General features: G+C 46.4%; 15 protein-coding genes and 2 tRNA genes. 9 read left to right on the top strand and 8 right to left on the bottom strand.

Annotation, left to right across the window (positions count from 1 at the left end; all coding sequences use genetic code 11):
• Positions 1–99: 99 nt before the first annotated feature.
• From B2X65_RS00880 to B2X65_RS00870, 3 genes are all read left to right on the top strand, one after another.
• Positions 100–176 (top strand) — tRNA-Met (locus B2X65_RS00880).
• 58 nt (positions 177–234) lie between these two features.
• Positions 235–311: transfer RNA gene (locus B2X65_RS00875), tRNA-Met, on the top strand.
• A 393-nt stretch (positions 312–704) separates the two neighbouring features.
• Entirely contained in the window at positions 705–1,232 is a 528-nt protein-coding gene (locus B2X65_RS00870; RefSeq protein WP_290609920.1) for a hypothetical protein, read from the top strand.
• A 53-nt stretch (positions 1,233–1,285) separates the two neighbouring features.
• On the opposite strand, the gene B2X65_RS00865 is transcribed toward B2X65_RS00870, so the two are convergent.
• Together B2X65_RS00865 and B2X65_RS00860 are read right to left on the bottom strand one after the other, a co-directional pair.
• Positions 1,286–3,244, bottom strand: a complete 1,959-nt coding sequence (locus tag B2X65_RS00865; protein WP_290609918.1) for a sensor histidine kinase — start codon at positions 3,242–3,244, stop codon at positions 1,286–1,288.
• The gene (locus tag B2X65_RS00860; protein WP_290609916.1) at positions 3,241–4,434 is read right to left on the bottom strand and encodes a sugar ABC transporter substrate-binding protein; all 1,194 of its coding nucleotides are present in this window, start codon (positions 4,432–4,434) and stop codon (positions 3,241–3,243) included. Before B2X65_RS00860 ends, B2X65_RS00865 begins: the two co-directional genes overlap by 4 nt.
• A gap of 188 nt (positions 4,435–4,622) precedes the next feature.
• Between B2X65_RS00860 and B2X65_RS00855 the strand changes: the two genes are divergently transcribed.
• The 3 genes from B2X65_RS00855 (at position 4,623) to B2X65_RS00845 (ending at position 7,798) form a co-directional block, all read left to right on the top strand.
• Complete coding sequence (locus B2X65_RS00855; protein ID WP_290609915.1) at positions 4,623–6,083, top strand: protein adenylyltransferase SelO; 1,461 nt, start codon at positions 4,623–4,625, stop codon at positions 6,081–6,083.
• Positions 6,084–6,196: 113 nt separating this feature from the next.
• Positions 6,197–6,724, top strand: coding sequence for a phosphatase PAP2 family protein (locus B2X65_RS00850; RefSeq protein ID WP_290609913.1), 528 nt, complete (start codon positions 6,197–6,199; stop codon positions 6,722–6,724).
• A 27-nt stretch (positions 6,725–6,751) separates the two neighbouring features.
• Positions 6,752–7,798, top strand: a complete 1,047-nt coding sequence (locus B2X65_RS00845; RefSeq protein ID WP_290609912.1) for a glycosyltransferase family protein — start codon at positions 6,752–6,754, stop codon at positions 7,796–7,798.
• On the opposite strand, the gene B2X65_RS00840 is transcribed toward B2X65_RS00845, so the two are convergent.
• The 3 genes from B2X65_RS00840 to B2X65_RS00830 form a co-directional block, all read right to left on the bottom strand.
• A complete protein-coding gene (locus tag B2X65_RS00840) occupies positions 7,769–9,127 on the bottom strand; it encodes a DNA recombination protein RmuC (protein WP_290609911.1) in 1,359 nt (452 codons plus the stop codon). The genes B2X65_RS00845 and B2X65_RS00840 overlap by 30 nt on opposite strands.
• Positions 9,128–9,186: 59 nt before the next feature.
• Entirely contained in the window at positions 9,187–10,242 is a 1,056-nt protein-coding gene (locus tag B2X65_RS00835) for a GGDEF domain-containing protein (RefSeq protein ID WP_290609910.1), read from the bottom strand.
• Positions 10,243–10,342: 100 nt separating this feature from the next.
• Positions 10,343–11,587, bottom strand: coding sequence for an Nramp family divalent metal transporter (locus B2X65_RS00830; RefSeq protein WP_290609909.1), 1,245 nt, complete (start codon positions 11,585–11,587; stop codon positions 10,343–10,345).
• A 215-nt stretch (positions 11,588–11,802) separates the two neighbouring features.
• Here B2X65_RS00830 and B2X65_RS00825 point away from each other — a divergent pair, with 215 nt between their 5' ends.
• From B2X65_RS00825 to B2X65_RS00815, 3 genes are all read left to right on the top strand, one after another.
• Positions 11,803–12,621: an amino acid ABC transporter gene (locus B2X65_RS00825; protein WP_290609908.1), complete on the top strand. Its 819-nt coding sequence runs from the start codon at positions 11,803–11,805 to the stop codon at positions 12,619–12,621.
• A 66-nt stretch (positions 12,622–12,687) separates the two neighbouring features.
• Positions 12,688–13,989: an ectonucleotide pyrophosphatase/phosphodiesterase gene (locus B2X65_RS00820; protein ID WP_290609907.1), complete on the top strand. Its 1,302-nt coding sequence runs from the start codon at positions 12,688–12,690 to the stop codon at positions 13,987–13,989.
• A 171-nt stretch (positions 13,990–14,160) separates the two neighbouring features.
• The gene (locus B2X65_RS00815) at positions 14,161–15,159 is read left to right on the top strand and encodes a PHB depolymerase family esterase (protein ID WP_290609906.1); all 999 of its coding nucleotides are present in this window, start codon (positions 14,161–14,163) and stop codon (positions 15,157–15,159) included.
• A gap of 8 nt (positions 15,160–15,167) precedes the next feature.
• Here B2X65_RS00815 and B2X65_RS00810 read toward each other — a convergent pair whose 3' ends face one another.
• The 3 genes from B2X65_RS00810 to pyrD all read right to left on the bottom strand — a co-directional run bounded on the left by B2X65_RS00810 (position 15,168) and on the right by pyrD (position 18,105).
• The gene (locus tag B2X65_RS00810; RefSeq protein WP_290609905.1) at positions 15,168–16,400 is read right to left on the bottom strand and encodes a class I SAM-dependent methyltransferase; all 1,233 of its coding nucleotides are present in this window, start codon (positions 16,398–16,400) and stop codon (positions 15,168–15,170) included.
• A gap of 58 nt (positions 16,401–16,458) precedes the next feature.
• Entirely contained in the window at positions 16,459–16,977 is a 519-nt protein-coding gene (locus B2X65_RS00805; protein ID WP_290609903.1) for a cell division protein ZapC domain-containing protein, read from the bottom strand.
• Between the two features lie 117 nt (positions 16,978–17,094).
• The gene (gene pyrD / locus B2X65_RS00800; protein ID WP_290609901.1) at positions 17,095–18,105 is read right to left on the bottom strand and encodes a quinone-dependent dihydroorotate dehydrogenase; all 1,011 of its coding nucleotides are present in this window, start codon (positions 18,103–18,105) and stop codon (positions 17,095–17,097) included.
• Between the last annotated feature and the right edge of the window lie 56 nt (positions 18,106–18,161).

Below are 18,161 nucleotides of genomic sequence, written 5' to 3'. Positions count from 1 at the left end.
CTGCTTAAACGAGCACTTAAGCTGAATAACATAAAATAACACTATTAACATCTTGCATAGCCCGAATAAAAACACTAAGATGCGCCCCGCAATGACGGACGCGGGATGGAGCAGCCTGGTAGCTCGTCGGGCTCATAACCCGAAGGTCGTCGGTTCAAATCCGGCTCCCGCAACCAAAAAGCCATCATTGCATAACAAACTATTACAACCACTGCTCAGTTGTAATAACTCGGACGCGGGATGGAGCAGCCTGGTAGCTCGTCGGGCTCATAACCCGAAGGTCGTCGGTTCAAATCCGGCTCCCGCAACCAACATCTAAGCCTACTCTTTGTAGGTTTTTTTGTGTCTGTTATAACCCCTCGGGCTCCTCTTTATAACCGCGGGGCGAAGGTCACAAATCCGGCTCCCGCAACCAACATCTAAGCCTACTTTTTGTAGGTTTTTTTGTGCCTGTTATAACCCCTCGGGCTCCTCTTTATAACCGCGGGGCGAAGGTCTAAATCCGGCTCCCGCAACCAACATCTAAGCCGACTTTAAAGTCAGATTTTTTTGCGCCTAAAATTCAATAACCTAAAATTACTTTGCCGATTATTTTGGCGAAACACCCTACTGGGACGAAATGATGCAGCGGTAGCGCCTTCGCACACTTGACATCGCGTATCTGCCAACACATTCTAAATCATCCGTTATTATGGACTTTCGAAATGCAACCCACACTTTCTGTCGAGGCAGTTGTAACTGGTACAGGCCACCCATGGAGCTTTTGGCTTAATTGGTTAAATGAAATTAACGCCGGCGCGTTGGCGCACAAAGATATTGTGAGTGCCTTGCTGGCGGCACATAAAATCAGCCACTGGTGGGCACAAATGTTAACGGTGCAATATGAGCAGGCCATTGGCAGGCGTGTGCCCGGTCAGGATTGTAGCGGCCGCTTTAGTGTGTCAGTCAGTAAAACTCTGGCAGGATCACTTGATGATGCGCTCGCTTTTTGGCAGCAGCTAGTTGCAAATGTTGATGAATTTTCTGGCGTAGCAATCAGCGGCAACCCCACCGTAAGCCAAACCGAAACATGGCGCTACTGGCGCTGTAATCTGGCCGATGGCTCACGGGTCAATGTTAATATCAGCCAGAAAGCATCAGATAAAACCAGCCTGAGCATTCAACATGAAAAACTGGAAAGCACTGAACAGGTTGAGCAATGGCGCAGCTACTGGAAAGCCTGTTTAAAGTAACACCGGCATTGGCTGGATGAATTTGTCAGATTGCAGCGACCCTATACTTTAATTCAGGCGTCTACATTTTTTCTGTGTTTAACCACAATTCTTATCGGCAACGTAATAATAAAAGTAGCGCCGTGGCCCGGCTGACTTTCGCACACTATGCTGCCTTTGAGCCGTTGGGTAACGAGGTTATAAACGATGCTCAATCCTAACCCGCTGCCGCCTTGTTGCCCGGCCATGCTGAAAAACGGCTCGAAAATCCGGTTTAATACGGGCTCCGGCATGCCCGCGCCATCGTCCCGGTAAATAATTTGTAATTGGCCGTCGGCTAGCACGCTGAAGTCGATACTGATTGATTGCGGCTGGTCACTGGAAAACCCGTGCTGCAACGAATTTAACACCAGATTGGTTAAAATATGGCTAAAACTGCCCGGATAACTCTGCACGACCAGGATCTGGTCGCCTTTAATGTCAATTTTTACCTGGTATTGCCCCAGCTCATATCGCAAACTCAACATCACTTGTTGCAGGTACTCATACAAAATAAAATTGCGCCGCTGCTCAACGGACTGATCTACCGCAACCGCTTTAAAACTTTGAATAAGTTCATCAGCCCGCCGTAAATGCTGGTTAAGCTGAATAATATTCATTTTCGATTCTTGTATATAGTTTTCTAATACCGAACGTTTGAGTACATTGTTTTGCATCGCCTGATTAATGTGCAGGTTTTCCTGTTGAAGGGCGTTAGTTGCCTCCAGGCTTTTTGTTATGGGAGCGGTAATTTCACGCGCCACGCCAGCGACTAAAATACCAATTTGTGACAGCTTTGCTGCTTCAACCAATTGCTGCTGCATTTTAACCAATTCAGCATTGGTGTTATTTAACTCGGTTACTGCCTGCTGCAATTCTATGGTTCGCTGTTCCACTCTCCCCTCAAGTAGTTCCTGATGCTCTCGCAACTTAACTGCCATGGTATGCAATACGGCAGCTATTTGCTCAAATTCGGAAAACGGAAAATACTGTTGCCCCTGCTGTAAATCGCCCTGGGCATAGCGTCTGACCAATGCATTTAACGAGGTAATGGGTTTCACCTCTAATCTGACAAAAAACCAGCCTATAAGAAGCACCACTGTCAGAAACACAAATGTAATTAGCGTATACCTGTAAGTCATGGCAGTAATAGCACTAAGTACTGTTGTTTTACTGGTTGCAAAATCAATGGTTAACGTCGTTGCCAAGCCAGGAACAGCAAGCGTTGCTGAGGTCAGTACCCTATCCTCATCCGCTGACAGAGTCGTTAAAAGCGCCTGGTCTTGCCAATATATGTTTTGCAATGTTGCATCCGCAGTATATTGCTCTATAAGTGCCTTAATGCTGTGCACGGGCAAAAACGCGACAATTGCGCCAGTTAACCTACTCCGTGGGTCATTTGCCGTGCCATCAGACAATTTAAGGGGCAGCTGCATAACAATTACGTCCGGAATTATTTCAGGATTAAGCTCGGGATTAAGCGGCCTTTTGTCAGTCGTTGCCTTTAGCAGCGATTTGGTCAACTCTGCCGAAGAGACCAGATAAGTACTTTTTGTTGCGGTGTAATCCTGTTCAAATAATGCTGCTAATTGCGATTCGATAGGCGCTAACGACAACAACATCGCGTCGATTGGTACCGCTTCAACGGCCCAGGAAGTGGTATCCACTAATAACACAGCTTTAGCCAGCGGATGCTGATCAGCAATCTGCAGCAAGCTGTTGCGGGCATTTGGTGCGAAAATGCCCGAGCTGGCCGCTAACGCAGCATGGGAGTCTGCAGTTAACTGCTGCAACTGTAACGCAAGCTTTTCCAGTTCAAATTCAACTTGCAACAGCGCTTTTTCAGTCTGGGCACGCTGCTTTATTATTTGTTCTGCTGTTTGTATGGTCCGAAACTCGGAAATCAACAAGCTGCTTAACAGTAACGCCGGGATCATCGCACATAGAACAAACTGAGTAATCAGCAGGTTTTTCAATGACCATTTTTTTTTCATTGCACATCCGTCTTAAGTAGCCGCTGATCACGGGTTGACACCCGTTGCATGAGTTCCGCCGCTGCTGCTGCATCAAGCGTATTATTCTGATACAACATCATACCCTTTTGCATGCCATTCCAAACCGACACCATCGCGGCTGAAGCCGGCATAAGTTGCGTAAAGCGTCTCTGTTCATTAATTTTTGCATCTACTTGTATATCGGAAGGTTGATCAGTATTAATCGCAGTATAGCTTTGATAATACGGTATCAGATAATGTCTCTGTGCTATCGGTGCTAAATGTTCAGGCTGACGAAAAAAATCTACTAAATGTTTGATATGGTTACTCTTTTCTGAACTCAGCGCGTTGTTTGGAAACACCATAACAATATAAGATGCCAAAGGCGCAATGTGCCGGCCATCTAACTGAGGAAATAACGTTATCCCCAAATTGGTTCCTAAACGCTCTTTTGCTTCAGCCAGCGCCCAGGTACCATTTACAGCATAGGCATAATCACCATTAAAAAAGTCCTCTGACACGCAGCGGTAATTACATTGCCCATTTACAACACCCGTTGTTGCTAATTGCTGATAAAAGATTAATGCCTGCTGCATTGCCGGGGTATTTAATGTGGCATTGTCGCTGTTCGAATCAACCAGAGTTGCACCAAATAAACTTGCAAACAAGGCAAACCAGTAGGGCTCCTGATAATTCAGTGCCAATGTTTTAACGCCCTTTGCTTTTAACGTTGGGTGTTGTGCCATTAGTTGGTGCCAGTCGCTGGCAGGTTTATCGACTAAGGCTTTGTTGTAGAACATCAGTAAATGATTGCCGGCAAAAAGGGGGACGCTGAAGTGTTTGTTGCGATACTGCAATGCGTCTTTAACCGCCGCTGGCATCGTTGGCGCTATCATATCAGCAGGCAATACCGACAAGCGCATTACATCAGCATAGCCAACATTATCGGACGAAAAAATAATAATATCTGGCGACGAATGCTGATTGAATGCTCGCAATGCTGATGACTTTAACTCTTCATTCGGGAAAAAATGCACCGTGACATTAACATCATCATTGATGGCTGAATAGCGAGCAGCAATCGCTTTATAATCAGTATCCAACTCCTTAGACATATGCCAGATGGTTAATTGCGTAGCCCCATTTACCGAGAATGACAACATGAGTACGATCAATAAGAAAATACGCAAAAAGATCTCCGAAGCAAATTAACACTGCTTTGCTATATGATAATAATTCTCTGATCACTATAGAGCAATGTGTCTGACACGTCATTATTCAATGCAGAGTATCGGGTAGCGCAATACTGGTCGTTGACCGCTATGACAAGTACACTACGCCAAGTAAACTAAGTTATGGCCCAACAGAAGAAGCAATCATGTCAGAATTTAATCCTCAACATAGCCTGGCCGCACTGGGCAGCACGTTCTCGCTACCCTGCAGCCCTACGCCAGTTGCGGCACCAGAGTGGCTGGCATTTAATCAACCTTTAGCGAATGAACTTGCGCTACCTGAGCAATATCACGCCAGTGAATTGGGGTTGGCTTTGTTTGCCGGCAATAATTTACCACAGTGGTGCCAGCCGATTGCACAAGCCTACGCAGGTCATCAGTTTGCCAACTATGTGCCACGTCTTGGCGATGGACGTGCCATCCTGTTAGCTGATGTAAAGGCTACTGATGGCCAACTTTATGATATTCAGCTAAAAGGCGCCGGCCCTACCCCGTTTTCAAGAGGCGGCGATGGCCGATCGCCTATTGGCCCGGTGATCCGCGAATATTTGGTCAGTGAAGCCATGCATGCATTGGGCGTTCCCACTACCCGTGCTTTAGCAGCGGTTAGCACTGGTGAGACGGTCTATCGGGAGGAAGCATTGCCCGGCGCTATTATTACCCGGGTGGCAAAAAGCCATATCCGGATTGGTACTTTCCAATATGTCGCGGCACTGGGTGACACCGCTCGTTTAACCGAGTTTACCGACTACGTAATTGCCCGTCATTACCCGCAATGTACAATCCAGCAAAAGCCGTATCTTAAATTCCTGCAAGCTGTTATTGCTGCGCAGGCAGCAACCGTCGCCCATTGGATGAGTCTGGGCTTTATTCATGGCGTAATGAATACCGATAATATGACCATCACGGGTGAAACGATTGATTACGGTCCCTGTGCTTTTATGGAAGCTTATGACGAAAAAACCGTATTCAGCTCCATTGACCGCCGGGGCCGCTATGCCTATAGCAATCAACCTCCGGTTGCCTTGTGGAACCTGACCCGCTTTGCTGAAACCTTGTTGCCACTACTTGCTGCTGACCAGCCAGCTGCAATAGCATTGGCCAGTTCAGCGTTAGAAGCGTTCAGCCAACAGTATCAGGCGGCTTATTTACAACGAATGACCGCAAAACTCGGTATTGAGCATGCCACACCCGACGATGCAGAGCTGGTTAAAAGTGTGCTGGCATTAATGCAGCAGGATAAGGTCGATTTTACAGTGTTTTTCCGACAGCTTAGCGCGAATACTCCGGAAAAGGCTGGTGAGTTATTTAATGATCAGAATAGTTGGTTAAACTGGTTTTCAGACTGGCAAGCTCGCGTCACCGCGCAAAAACAGACTGGCAAGCACCGTGCAACTGCTATGCAGCGCGTTAACCCAGAGCTGATACCGCGCAATCATTTAGTCCAGCAAGCCATAGAGCAAGTGACCAGAGATGGCGATCTCAGTTTATTTAATCAGTTAAAACAGGCTTGGTTAGCGCCTTTTGACGCTGATCCGGCTTTTGCGGCATTCAGTCAGCCTGCCTCTGAACAAGAGCGGGTGCAACGGACTTTTTGTGGTACGTAATCAGGCGTGGCAGCGAAATGATTATGGTTAGTCATAAATGTTTCATCTGGTTTTCATGGAGATGTCATCTTAAGTGCATTTAATGGCCGCAGGTTTCGCCAGAGATAATACTGATGAATACACTGCAAAAGCTGACATTACTTGATACCAGGCTGTTTTTTCAGGTTAATTTAATTGGCCAGTTACCGTCCGTTAAAAAGCTCAGCCTGGGCTTATCACGTTGTGGTGATGGCCACTTGTATCTTATCGTTGCCATGTTGTTATGGCAGTTTGATTTGCTCCGGGGACAGCAGTTTATCCAGCATGCCATATTTGCATTTGCTATTGAGCTGCCCTTGTACCTACTGTTGAAAAACGCCATTCAGCGCGAGCGTCCCAAAGGATCAGTACAACATGGCTGGACTCCCGCTATCCGCCCTTCTGACCGTTTTAGCTTTCCATCAGGCCACACGGCCGCCGCATTTATGTTCGCTTGGCTGCTGGCCGCCTATTACCCAGACTATACCTTCTATTATTTATCATTGGCCACGGGTATAGGGTTATCCAGAGTGCTATTGGGTGTTCACTATCCTACAGATATTCTGGCGGGGGCGGCTTTGGGTAGTGTTATTGCCCTGCTGGTGCTGCAAAGCGTTGTTTAAGTCACTTAACAGCTAAACCGGACCAGAATGAAAATACTTTATGGTGTGCAAGCGACCGGCAACGGCCATATTACCCGGGCACGGGCTTTGCTGCCAGAACTGCTGCAACAAGGTATTAAGGTTGACTTCATGTTTAGCGGCCGCCCGCAGGCCCAGCTTTTTGATATGGAGATGTTTGGTCACTATCGCTGGGCCAACGGTTTTACCTTTACTACTGCCCGCGGCAAGGTTCAACGTTTAGCAACTCTTAAACATTTAAAACCAATAACATTTTGGCGTGATGTCAGGCAGTTAGATTTATCGGGGTATGATTTGGTATTAACCGATTTTGAGCCGGTAACCGCGTGGGCAGCAAAACGCCAGGGGGTATTGTCGGTGGGACTGGCAAGGCAATATGCCCTTCGTTATCCCCTGGCCGAAAAGCAGTCGGCACTTTGGTTAAACACAGCGATACAGTGCTTTGCCCCAGCCCAGCATATGCTGGGCGTACACTGGCAACCAGACTTTCCGGATTTACTGCCGCCACTATTACCTGAAACCAGCATAAAACCTCAATATTATCCTGCTGATACACGCCAACGGCCGTTTATTCTGGTCTACCTGCCGTTTGAAGACACCTCTGTTGTCATGAACTGGCTTAAACACTTCCCCAGCTGGCATTTCAAACTTTATAGCAATATCACTGAGCTGCGCTCTGAACAAAATGTGACCCTGTTGCCATTAAGCCGCAGCACTTTTCCAGGTGATTTACAGCACTGTAGCGGCGTTATCTGCAATAGCGGCTTTGGCTTATGCAGTGAAGCGTTAATCTCAGGAAAAAAAATGTTGATTAAGCCACTGCAGGGCCAGACTGAACAGGCATACAATAGTTACACTCTGGTAAAAATGGCTAAAGCGTTACAATTCGATACGTTTAATCCAGATGTGCTGCAGGACTGGCTGTCCCGGCCCCCAGCAACAGCTTACCCACTGCCACAGCCTGCAAAGGCCATTGCCCGCTGGCTAAAACAGGGTTGTAACGTGCCCGTGTCAGAGCTGGCTGCATCAATCTGGCAGGGATCGCGAACTATCTGATGCAATACGGCTATCTAACTCCAGTTTTGCGCGCTCAACCAGCTCAGGATCTAACTCGGTTTTAACAGCTACCCCTAACTCTTTGAATTCTGCAGCCTGTTTAATCAGGTTACCTTTACCGGTTACCAGCTGCCCTAATGCTTTATCATAACTCTCTCGTGCTTTATCAAGCTGCTTACCCACACCTTGCATACTGTCTAAGAACGTTTTTAGTTTCTGATAAAACTTCTCAGCCCGGTTCGCCAGTTCAGCGGTGTGTTTATTTTGATCTTCAAAGCGCCATAGCTGTCGCACAATATTTAAACTGGTCAAAAGCGTTGTCGGTGTGGTCACCAGAATATTTCTATCTAAAGCCTGTTGAAACAATTGGCTATCATGTTGTAACGCTGCCACATAAGCCGATTCTATAGGAATAAACATAAATACCACTTCAGGGGAGTTTAACCCTGCTATCTGGTAATAATTTTTATCGGCCAATTCATTGATCCGATCTTTAATAGCGCTAATATGCGCTTTTAACGCCAGCAACCGGGTTGTTTCGTCTTCCGCGTTAACATAACGGGTATAAGCCGAGAGCGACGTCTTGGCATCAATAATTAAATGTTTATTCTGGGGTAAGAAAACAACCACATCAGGTCTTTGCCGGCCACTGTCGGTATTAAAGCTTGCTTCACGCTGATAATCTGTTCCTGCGCGTAAGCCACTGTTATCCAGCACGTTTTCCAGCATAAGCTCGCCCCAGTTTCCCTGAATTTTACGCTCGCCCTGCAATGCTTTGCTAAGCTGACTGGCTTCAGTGGTAATTTGCTGGTTTAACGCCTGCAACTGTTTTAATTCGGTTTTCAGTTCAGCACGTTGCTTGGTTTCTTCAGTATGCAACATTTCAACTTTTACGCGAAAGCCTTGCATATCTTGCTGCAACGGCGTCAATAGCTGGCGCATACTTTCCTGATTCTGGTTTTTAAATATCTCGCTTTTTCTCTCCAGGATATTCTGCGCTAACAATTCAAACTCGTGCTTTAACACGGTCTTATTTTGCTGCAGCAGTTGTAATTGCTCATCAAAATGATGTTGCTTCTGCTGCAAGGTGCTGCCTAGTCTGGCGTGTTCAATCGCCAGCTGCTGATATTGTTGTTGTAACTCATGATACTGCTGCTGCAATTGCTGATACTGTTGCTGCCACAGTACGCCATGGTTGTCACTCTTGGCCAGGCCTAGTTGCAGTTCACGACGGTGACGTTGCATCCCGGAAACAGCTATAAGTAATAACACGATCAGGCCAACCAGCACCATTATTGCTATGTTATGCGGGGTAAACTGAACATTCATAAACGTAAAATCCTGCTAAATATTTCGGTAACGCGATACTGCGTCAGATAATTAAATTTTTATATTTCAACGCAGTTTCTACCTTTGCTTTTAGCGCGATACAACGCATCATCTGCTCGTTTCAAAATAATATTAGCATCATCATCGCGCATGAAACTGGCGACACCAAGACTGACCGTTAATTGTTTGCCATGCGCAAAATCATGTTTTGCTACTGTGGATCTTATTCTCTCTGCCAGTAATTTAGCACCTGTGATATCGGTATGCGGACAGATGACTAAAAACTCCTCACCACCCCAGCGTCCTGCAACATCAAGTTCCCGGCAATGTTGCAACAAAATGTCGGAGAATGAGATTAATGCCTGATCGCCGGCCATATGGCCAAAGTTATCATTAACCGCTTTGAAAAAATCTAAGTCAGCAAGTATGACACTAAACGGGCTCTGATGACGGACCGAACGCGCAATCTCACGCGACAAAATATCGTCAAGTTTTACGCGGTTGTATAACCCTGTAAGCGTGTCGGTAACGGATAACCGTTGCAATTGCCGGTGCTGATTAGCCAGGGCCTGCATCACTTCGTGCCGGCTAACTTCGTAATAATGCACCAGTAACACTAAACATACTGTGGCAAATACCACATTTAGCAATGCTTCCAGCGGAAAGCTTTCTGCAGGCCAGTAGGGTTCAAGCCAACTAAGTAACAAGGCCAGCAAGGCAAAAAACAATACGGTCGCAAATAAGCCTTTTTTGCGCCCTAACAGAAAAAAAACTAATGGTGGGTAGATACATAACCAGTAGAGTGAATAGAAATCCGGAGCAGAGAAACCCAGGTAAACGAGTAAAAATACGCCAAGTAACGATATTGTCTGAAATGCCGCCTGCCGAACATTATTTAATATTTGAAAACGTCGCAAGATCACAGACGACAGAGCGGCACCGACAAAATCCAGTAACGCAACGCTATACAGTGCGAAAAAAGCCAGATTAGCAAAAAAGAAAAAAGTGAATATAACCACCATACTGAGCAACATGCCATTGATAAGATAAACCCGCCGATATTCAGGATCGGATGGTTTAAATTGATGGTTATTGGTAATAAAGTGTTTTAGCACTTAACCCTCTGCAACATGGCTTGCCAGAACAAATGAAACATTAGTTTTAACCACATTTACTCACCGTCTGAAAATAGCAGAATATTGACAACATAAACCATCACACTACTATTGCTAAATACAAACTTCGGCCACTTAACAGCAAGGTCAGCAAACATACCAAAACAGCGATAGTATTTTGCTTTAAGGTATTTTTGTACTGCCCCATTATTGGGGAATTAACGGCCAGCAACAAGGCCAGGCTGATTAAGGGTAATAAAATACCGTTTGCCACCTGCGCAAACCAGATTATCGCCAATGGCTTTACTGCCATTGATGATAATCCAACACCAATTAACACAATAAGCAACCAGCAAGCACGAAACTGGCTTTTACTCAGTGGAATTAAACCATTTAAGGCATAGGCTGCAGCCAGCGGCGCTGTAATAGCAGAGCTTATCCCCGCGGCAAGTAACCCGCCTGCCATTAACCATACCGCAGCGTTACCCGCCAGTGGCTCAAGTGATTGTGCCAGATCAACCGCATTGTTAATCTGATGGGACCGACCGAAGAACGCCGCGGCGGCTGTCGATAAAATAGCAATTGAAATTAAGCCGCCAAGGGGAATTGCTGTACGAATGTCCGCGTTGGAAAGAGCTAACTGTTGTTTTGTATCAAGAGAAGAGCCCTGCCACTTTCGGGCACTGGCTGCCGCGTGTAAAAAAAGTGAATACGGTACAACCGTAGTTCCAACCAGCGCAATGACCGATAATACCGCCCCCGCTGGCAGAGTTGGCACAAATAACCCGCGTAGCAATGCAGGAACATCGGGTTTGCTCAATAACAGCGTTGCCAGGAATGCCAGGCTCATGAGTAAAACCAAACTAATCAGGCAGCGTTCAATCAGCAGATAATTACGCTGCCACAATACCGCAATAGCAATAGCGCCGATCAGTAACGCCCAGGGGTTGGCTAAGCCTCGTTCCCGCAACGTGCTAATTAGCCAGCTATGTTGCCATAATGCATCCGCGCCCATACTGGCACCACTGATGTTTCCCCCCTGGTATGCGCTGTTACCTATAACCACCGCGGCAAGGATCAGCAATATCATTGGATATTTCAGCCAGGTTCGGTTAAACATCAGCCGTAAGTTCTCACCTAGCCCCTGGCCGGTAACAATACCAAGGCGCGCCGCCATTTCCTGTAAAACCAGAGTTGCAAAAATCGAAAACAGCAACGCCCAAAGCAACGCGTAACCATAGTTGGCGCCGGCGAGAGATGCACTGATTACCGTGCCGGGACCAATAAAAGCAGCGGTAACTAACGTGGCCGGCCCCAGAGTAAATAGCGGTGTTTTAAGGGTCATAAAGGCACTACTTATTTATTGTTAATATTATCGCATGTGCACAAATGTGCGTCGTAGTTTAACGGTAATCTCTAATTAATGTCTATCATCGCGTAGCTGTATCGATGCCGAAGTAGGCTGCACGTTATCCTCATAGCCGTTATACTGCGGTGAAACGTCTCACTTTGCAGACCTGAAAGTCACTGTTATTCAGCGCATATTGCTAAGGTTTAATTTTGCCCTTTAACAGAACAAACATTATTGTCATTATCCTGCTATTACATGTAGCCATATTACATGTTGCGGGGGCCGCCACGGTGCCGTTAGGGGCAGCTCAGTCAGAACTGACATTACGTTTCTGTTACGAAGATAAACAATTATTGCCCTATTACGCGGGCAATTCAGTAACAGTACCTGAGCATCCGGGCGCGACCATCGAACATCTGCAACGTGCTGCCGTAGCGGTCGGTATTCGCGTGGAACTTGTCAGAATGCCGTGGCTTCGGTGTTTACAGCAACTGGCAGACGGGAAAGTAGATGCATTAGTGGCCGCATATAATGCTGATCGCGCTCACTTTACCATCTATCCTCAAGATGAGTTTGGCCAACCCGATCCCAGTAAAGCCATTAACCGCAATGCGCTGTGTCTGACATATCGGTTTGACAACACCTTGCCCGCCAAACTGGAAAATGAAAATGCGGTATTAACCATTGCCAGGCCTCTGGGTTATCAGCCGCTGCCGTTACCACCTCATGCCGTGCAGGTTAGCGCACATTCACTGGAGAATGCGTTGGAACTGGTTGTCTCCGGGCGGGTTGATGCGACCACTGTTACCTGTGAAATTAATGGTATAGCTGCTAATAGGCAGGAAATCGACACCCTGCCGCTTAAGGTGCTGCAACCACCAGTATATTATTCAGTGGGGTATCTGATGTTAAGTAAGCCGTTTTATCAGCAAAATCCTTTGATTGCTGATAAGTTATGGCGGGCTTTGCCGCTTAACATCGAGCATAACCGCTATATTGACTATCTGGCGTATCCCGTGGGTTTTTAAAATGAGTGGGTACATCGCTCTCACATTATTCTGTCAGTAGCGCATTACCAACGTAGTGAGATAAATATGGACATGCAAAAGCTGATAAAAACTCTGCAAAAGTCGCTATTCCGCGCGGTGCTTGGCCTCATTGTGATCAGCCAACATGGCTGTTCTCTGATTCAAAAAAAAGTACTGACGCAAGACAGTGAGCCGACTATTATTCTTATTTCACTGGATGGATACAGCCAGCAATATCTTGGAAAATACTCTGCGCCTAATATCGATCAGCTCATTGCTGAGGGTGTTGTAGCAGAATCAATGCAGCCAGCGTTTCCAACAAAGACTTTTCCAAACCACTACAGCATTGTCACCGGACTTTATCCCGGCAATCACGGTATTATCGAAAATAATATTTATGATGCTGATTTTGATAGCATTTTCAGAATGAATAATGCCGAAGAAGTGACAGCCGCCCGCTGGTGGCTGGGCGAACCTATCTGGGTGACGGCAGAGCTCCAAGGGATAAAAACCGGTACCTACTTTTATCCGGGCTCAGAAGCCGAAATTAAAGGGGTACGTCCACGTTACTGGCAAGTGTATGATGGCAAAATTAGCAATACAGAGCGCGTACAATCCGTATTGCAATGGTTAGCATTACCACCAGCAGACCGTCCGCGTTTTATTACACTTTATATGAGCACCATTGATGATGCCGGGCATCAATATGGGCCTGACTCTGCCGAAGTCAGCGCCGCGGTAACTGAAGTAGATGAAGCAATTGGCCAGTTGATTGCCGGGTTGGAACAACAAAATTTGTACGGCAAGGTAAACTTAATATTGGTGTCAGATCATGGCATGGCAGAAGTACCCGCTGATCAGGTTATTATTGTTGATCGTTTATTTGATACCAGCAAAGCCATGCTAACGTTGTGGACACCGGAAATTGTTTCGATTTTTCCTAACGTGGGTGAGTTAGAAGCTATTTATCAGCAACTAAGCACTAACCTGCCCGATACCGCCAAAGTATATCGCAAACAAGAATTACCCGATCGCTGGCACTATCAGCAAAGCAAACGGGTAGCACCGTTACTGATTATTCCAGAGCCAGGCTGGCGTTTGCTTCAACACAAACGTTATCAGCGCGAGCAAAACGATCCGTTGAGGGAAGCCGTCACCGGCAGTCATGGTTACGACAATATCGTTCCACAAATGCAGGCCATTTTCATCGGGCATGGTCCGGCCTTCGCCAAAAGCCAGACCATCCCAGCCTTCGCGAATGTTCAATTATATAATTTAATGTGCAGTATATTGGGAATTGACCCGGCACCTAACGATGGCAATCCACAGTGGGCTGAAAATCTGTTGAAATCAGGTAATAAACCCTAGCATATTGCACAGTACCTTACACTTTACTTTGCACAGTACTTTCTAAAGTACCTTCTAAAGTACCTTCTAAAGTACCTTCTAAAGTGCTTTGCTCAGTACTAAAGCGTTATAGTAATGGTGTGGTCGCTGTGTCAAGGTGGCACTAATAACCTATTTTTAAGGATGTCTGAGATGAGCCATTGCCTGTTAAAAACTACACAGCTAAATTCAAAGCTGCTGGCGCTAGCACTGGCTATTGCGCCTGTTTATGCCGCAGTTACTGACAGTAAATTGCAACTTGCTGATGAAATAACGGTTTCCGGTCTGTCATCAGGTGCATATATGGCAGTACAATTTCATGTCGCGTTTTCCACTCAGGTAAAAGGAGCGGCATTGATTGCCGGTGGCCCGCTGTATTGTGCTCAAAATAGTCTTGCTACCGCTTTAACTCATTGCCTGGGTAAAGAAAATGCAAACCCTGATCTGAACTCCATCAACACTTATGTAAATGAACTGGTTCAAGCACAACGACTGCCAGATTTAGCCCAATTACATGACGATAAAGTTTGGATCTTACATGGCCACGCTGACACAACGGTTAAACCAGAAGTAGGCAAAGCGCTGGTCAGTCAATACCAGCAATGGGTAAAACCTGCAAACCTGAAGTTTGTGGCTGATAAGCCTTTCGCGCATCATTTTCCAACAGATAACAACACAGGCACCGCTTGCGATGTTTCTGAGCCGCCTTTTATTGCAAGCTGTAACTATGATGCCGCGGGTGAACTGTTACAACATTTGCTTGGGCCGATAGCGCCGAAGGTGGATAGCAGTACCGGCAACATTCGGCAGCTTACCCAGTCACAGGCTGGCAGTTTACTGGCAAAGACAGGCTTTGCTTACGTTCCTAAGCGCTGCGAAGCAGGCGAACCTTGCCGTTTGCATATCAGCTTTCATGGTTGTAAGCAGCATGTAGCGGCAGTGGACGATGCTTATTTAACCCAGACAGGCTTAAATGAGTATGCCGACAGCAACGATCTGGTGATACTTTATCCTCAGGCTGCAGCCAGTGCCTTTAATCCACATGGCTGCTGGGATTGGTGGGGTTATACTGGTGATGACTATATCAGTAAGCAAGCACCGCAGCTGCAAGCAGTGATGTTACTGGTGGAGCAACTTATGGCTAAGCATTAACGTTAACGTTAATTCTTGGTCTGAGACGCCCCTTGCAGCAGCTGTTCAAGACACTGCTGCTCAATCCCGTAAAATTGCTTTATTGCAGCAATTTGCTGTAATACGGCACGGTTATCCGGTGCTTTTTTACGCTTAGTCGCCAGGATCATTTTGTTTTTACTGGTATGCTCCAGCGAGATAAATTCAAATACTTTTGTCTGGTAACCATGAGCCTCCAACAACAACGCCCGCAGACTGTCCGTGACCATTTCTGCTTCCTGCCCCAAATGGATGCCATGGCTTAGCATCGGAGCCATAACCTCAGGCAAACGTATTTGCGGCCGGATTTCTTTATGGCAGCATGGTGAGCACATAATGATATCAGCGCCAGTGCGAACCCCCATATTAATCGCGTAATCTGTAGCGACATCACATGCATGCAGCGCCACCATCACATTGATCCCCCGGGCCTGAAAATGTTTAACGTCACCTTGCTCAAAATGGATACCCGCCAGCTCAAGTTTCTGCGCTGTGCTATTACACAGGTCAACCAGATTCTGGCGCAGCTCTACACCGGTAATTTTTGCTGGTAAGCCCAGCGTATGGCAAAAGTAGTCGTGCATCGCAAAAGTGAGATAGGCTTTACCCGAGCCAAAATCGGCCACATGTAACTGTTTCGCGTGTAAAAGGCCACTTTCTTTCACTGCAGCGTGTAATATTTCGATAAATTTATTAATTTGCTTCCACTTATTGGCCATCGCAGGAATTATCCCGCCCTGAGCATCGGTTACACCAAGTGCCTTCAGGAATGGCCTGCTTTGTTCAACATACCGCTGTTTTTCTCTGTTGTGGCTGATGTCTAAAGCGGGCGTCGTGCTAACTTTTCTACTATTGAACAATACCTTACCTTTTTTGCTTATCGTCAACTGGGTTTCACTGGCGCTCGCGTGTAATTGCGCTGCTTTAAACTGACCAGGCAGCAGCGTACGTAGCAACGTCACTGCGTCTTCCAGAGCATAGTTCTGAGTTTGGTGATTAGTTTGGTATTGCCAGACAAAACGCCAGAATATCTTGGATTTAATTTCTACCGGACTGATCTCAATCCGTCGAAGTTCTGACCTGGATCCCTGATACTTGCTCAACACCAGACGGATCAGCTGCTGCTCAACCATTAATTGTTGTGTTAATGCAAAAAAACGTTGCAGCTCAGTATTACTGCTCGGTTCAGAGGGGGTAAATGAGGTCGGCAAAGAGGCAGTCAACGTCTGATCCTGAATTTAAAACTATAACAGACGGTAATGATAACATTGTCAGCAGGCTTCAGGCACTACGCGCTAACATTGTGGGTTGATTAAACGGACTGACCCGGTTTCGCAGCAAGCGTAGCACCGTTGTGCGCTTAATAATTTTGCCCGCCAGTGTTTGAACATCATTCAACATCAAACAGGTTACACAGTCTGGATCTTCAGCAATAACCAGCGCGGCTATCCGGCCATCGGCGCCTACAATACTAACGACATCGCCATGCTGTACCGTTGATGTCACTTGTTCAGGAAAGTACCAGCTTTTGTGCGCCTGCAATTGTAAGTATTGCGCACTTAACGCATGTAAACATAATTCCAATTCAGACGCATGGCCTAATGCCAGCGATCCCAGACTCTCTATATAATGCCAGAATAATTCTGCTTCATTTACTGCAAAGCGCTGCTGTACCGGTTTCACTGTTAACTGTTGCGAGCTCAAATTAGAGCAAAACTGTGCCTGCTCGCTGATATCGAGTAACAAGCGGTCGCGTTGTTCGCAGTATGTCCAGCTCCAGCGCTCTGACGGCGTTAACATGGTCAAGTCCTTTGCAATCAAGTTATTGAATTAGCTTATGCTTTTCATCACTATAGCATGCTGATCAGTATGTTAAAGATTATTTATTTATATTAAAACCGGATCGCAGATTGATCTTTATAAGCCATCGATGATCGTTTTTATCAACGGTGGCCCACGATAAATAAAGCCGGTATATACCTGCAGCAGGTTGGCACCCGCTGTGAGCTTTGCCTGAGCAGACTCGATGTCATGAATACCCCCTACCCCAATAATTGGCAGCTTAGGCCCCACCGCCTGGCGCAACTGGCCGATAATAACTGTGCTTTTTTGCTGTACAGGTAACCCACTCAGACCGCCGGTTTCCTCAGCATGAGTCATTCCTTTAACCAGAGTTCTGTCCAGGGTTGTATTGGTGGCAATGGCGCCATCCATTTTGCTTTTTAGCAGCGTTTCTGCAATCTGGCTCACTGCCAGATTGTCCATATCAGGGGCAATTTTAACAAACAACGGTACATACTTGTCATAATGGGCTTGCAGGTCAAGCTGTTCATTTTTAAGGGTTTGTAACAGATCAAGTAGTGCGTCGCCAAACTGCAAATCACGTAAGCCCGGCGTATTTGGCGATGAAATATTAATGGTAATATAACTGGCGTGAGGATATACCTTGCGCATACAGCTGACATAATCGTCTTTACCTCGCTCATTGCTGGTGTCTTTGTTTTTACCAATATTTATGCCAAGGACACCTTTATAACTGGCATTTTTAACATTATTAACCAGATAATCAACGCCTTTATTGTTAAATCCCATTCGGTTAATAATTGCTTCTGCCTGAGGTAAACGGAAGATCCGGGGCTTATCATTACCCGCTTGTGGCCTGGGTGTTACCGTACCGACTTCAATAAAGCCAAAACCCATCTGACCAAACGCATCAATGCAGTCGGCATTTTTATCCAAACCTGCAGCTAATCCCACTGGATTCTCAAACCGAATACCCGCTACCGTAACCGGTTTCGCCGCAACCTGTTGTCGCCATAGCAAAGAGGCGGGCGTATGAGCTAATCGTTTCAGGCTACCCAGAGCCAGATCATGAGCACGCTCCGCATCACAGGTGAACATTACTTTTTTTGCAATAGAGTAAAACATAGGCGCCTTCAATAATAAAAAAATACCCCGGTACTACCGGGGTATTGTAACCATTG

It is taken from the genome of Arsukibacterium sp. UBA3155 (genome assembly GCA_002364615.1).
In the GTDB taxonomy this organism is placed as follows: domain Bacteria; phylum Pseudomonadota; class Gammaproteobacteria; order Enterobacterales; family Alteromonadaceae; genus Alishewanella.
The sequence above is the reverse complement of the archived record's forward strand: the minus strand, read 5'-3'. Positions and strand labels throughout refer to the sequence as shown.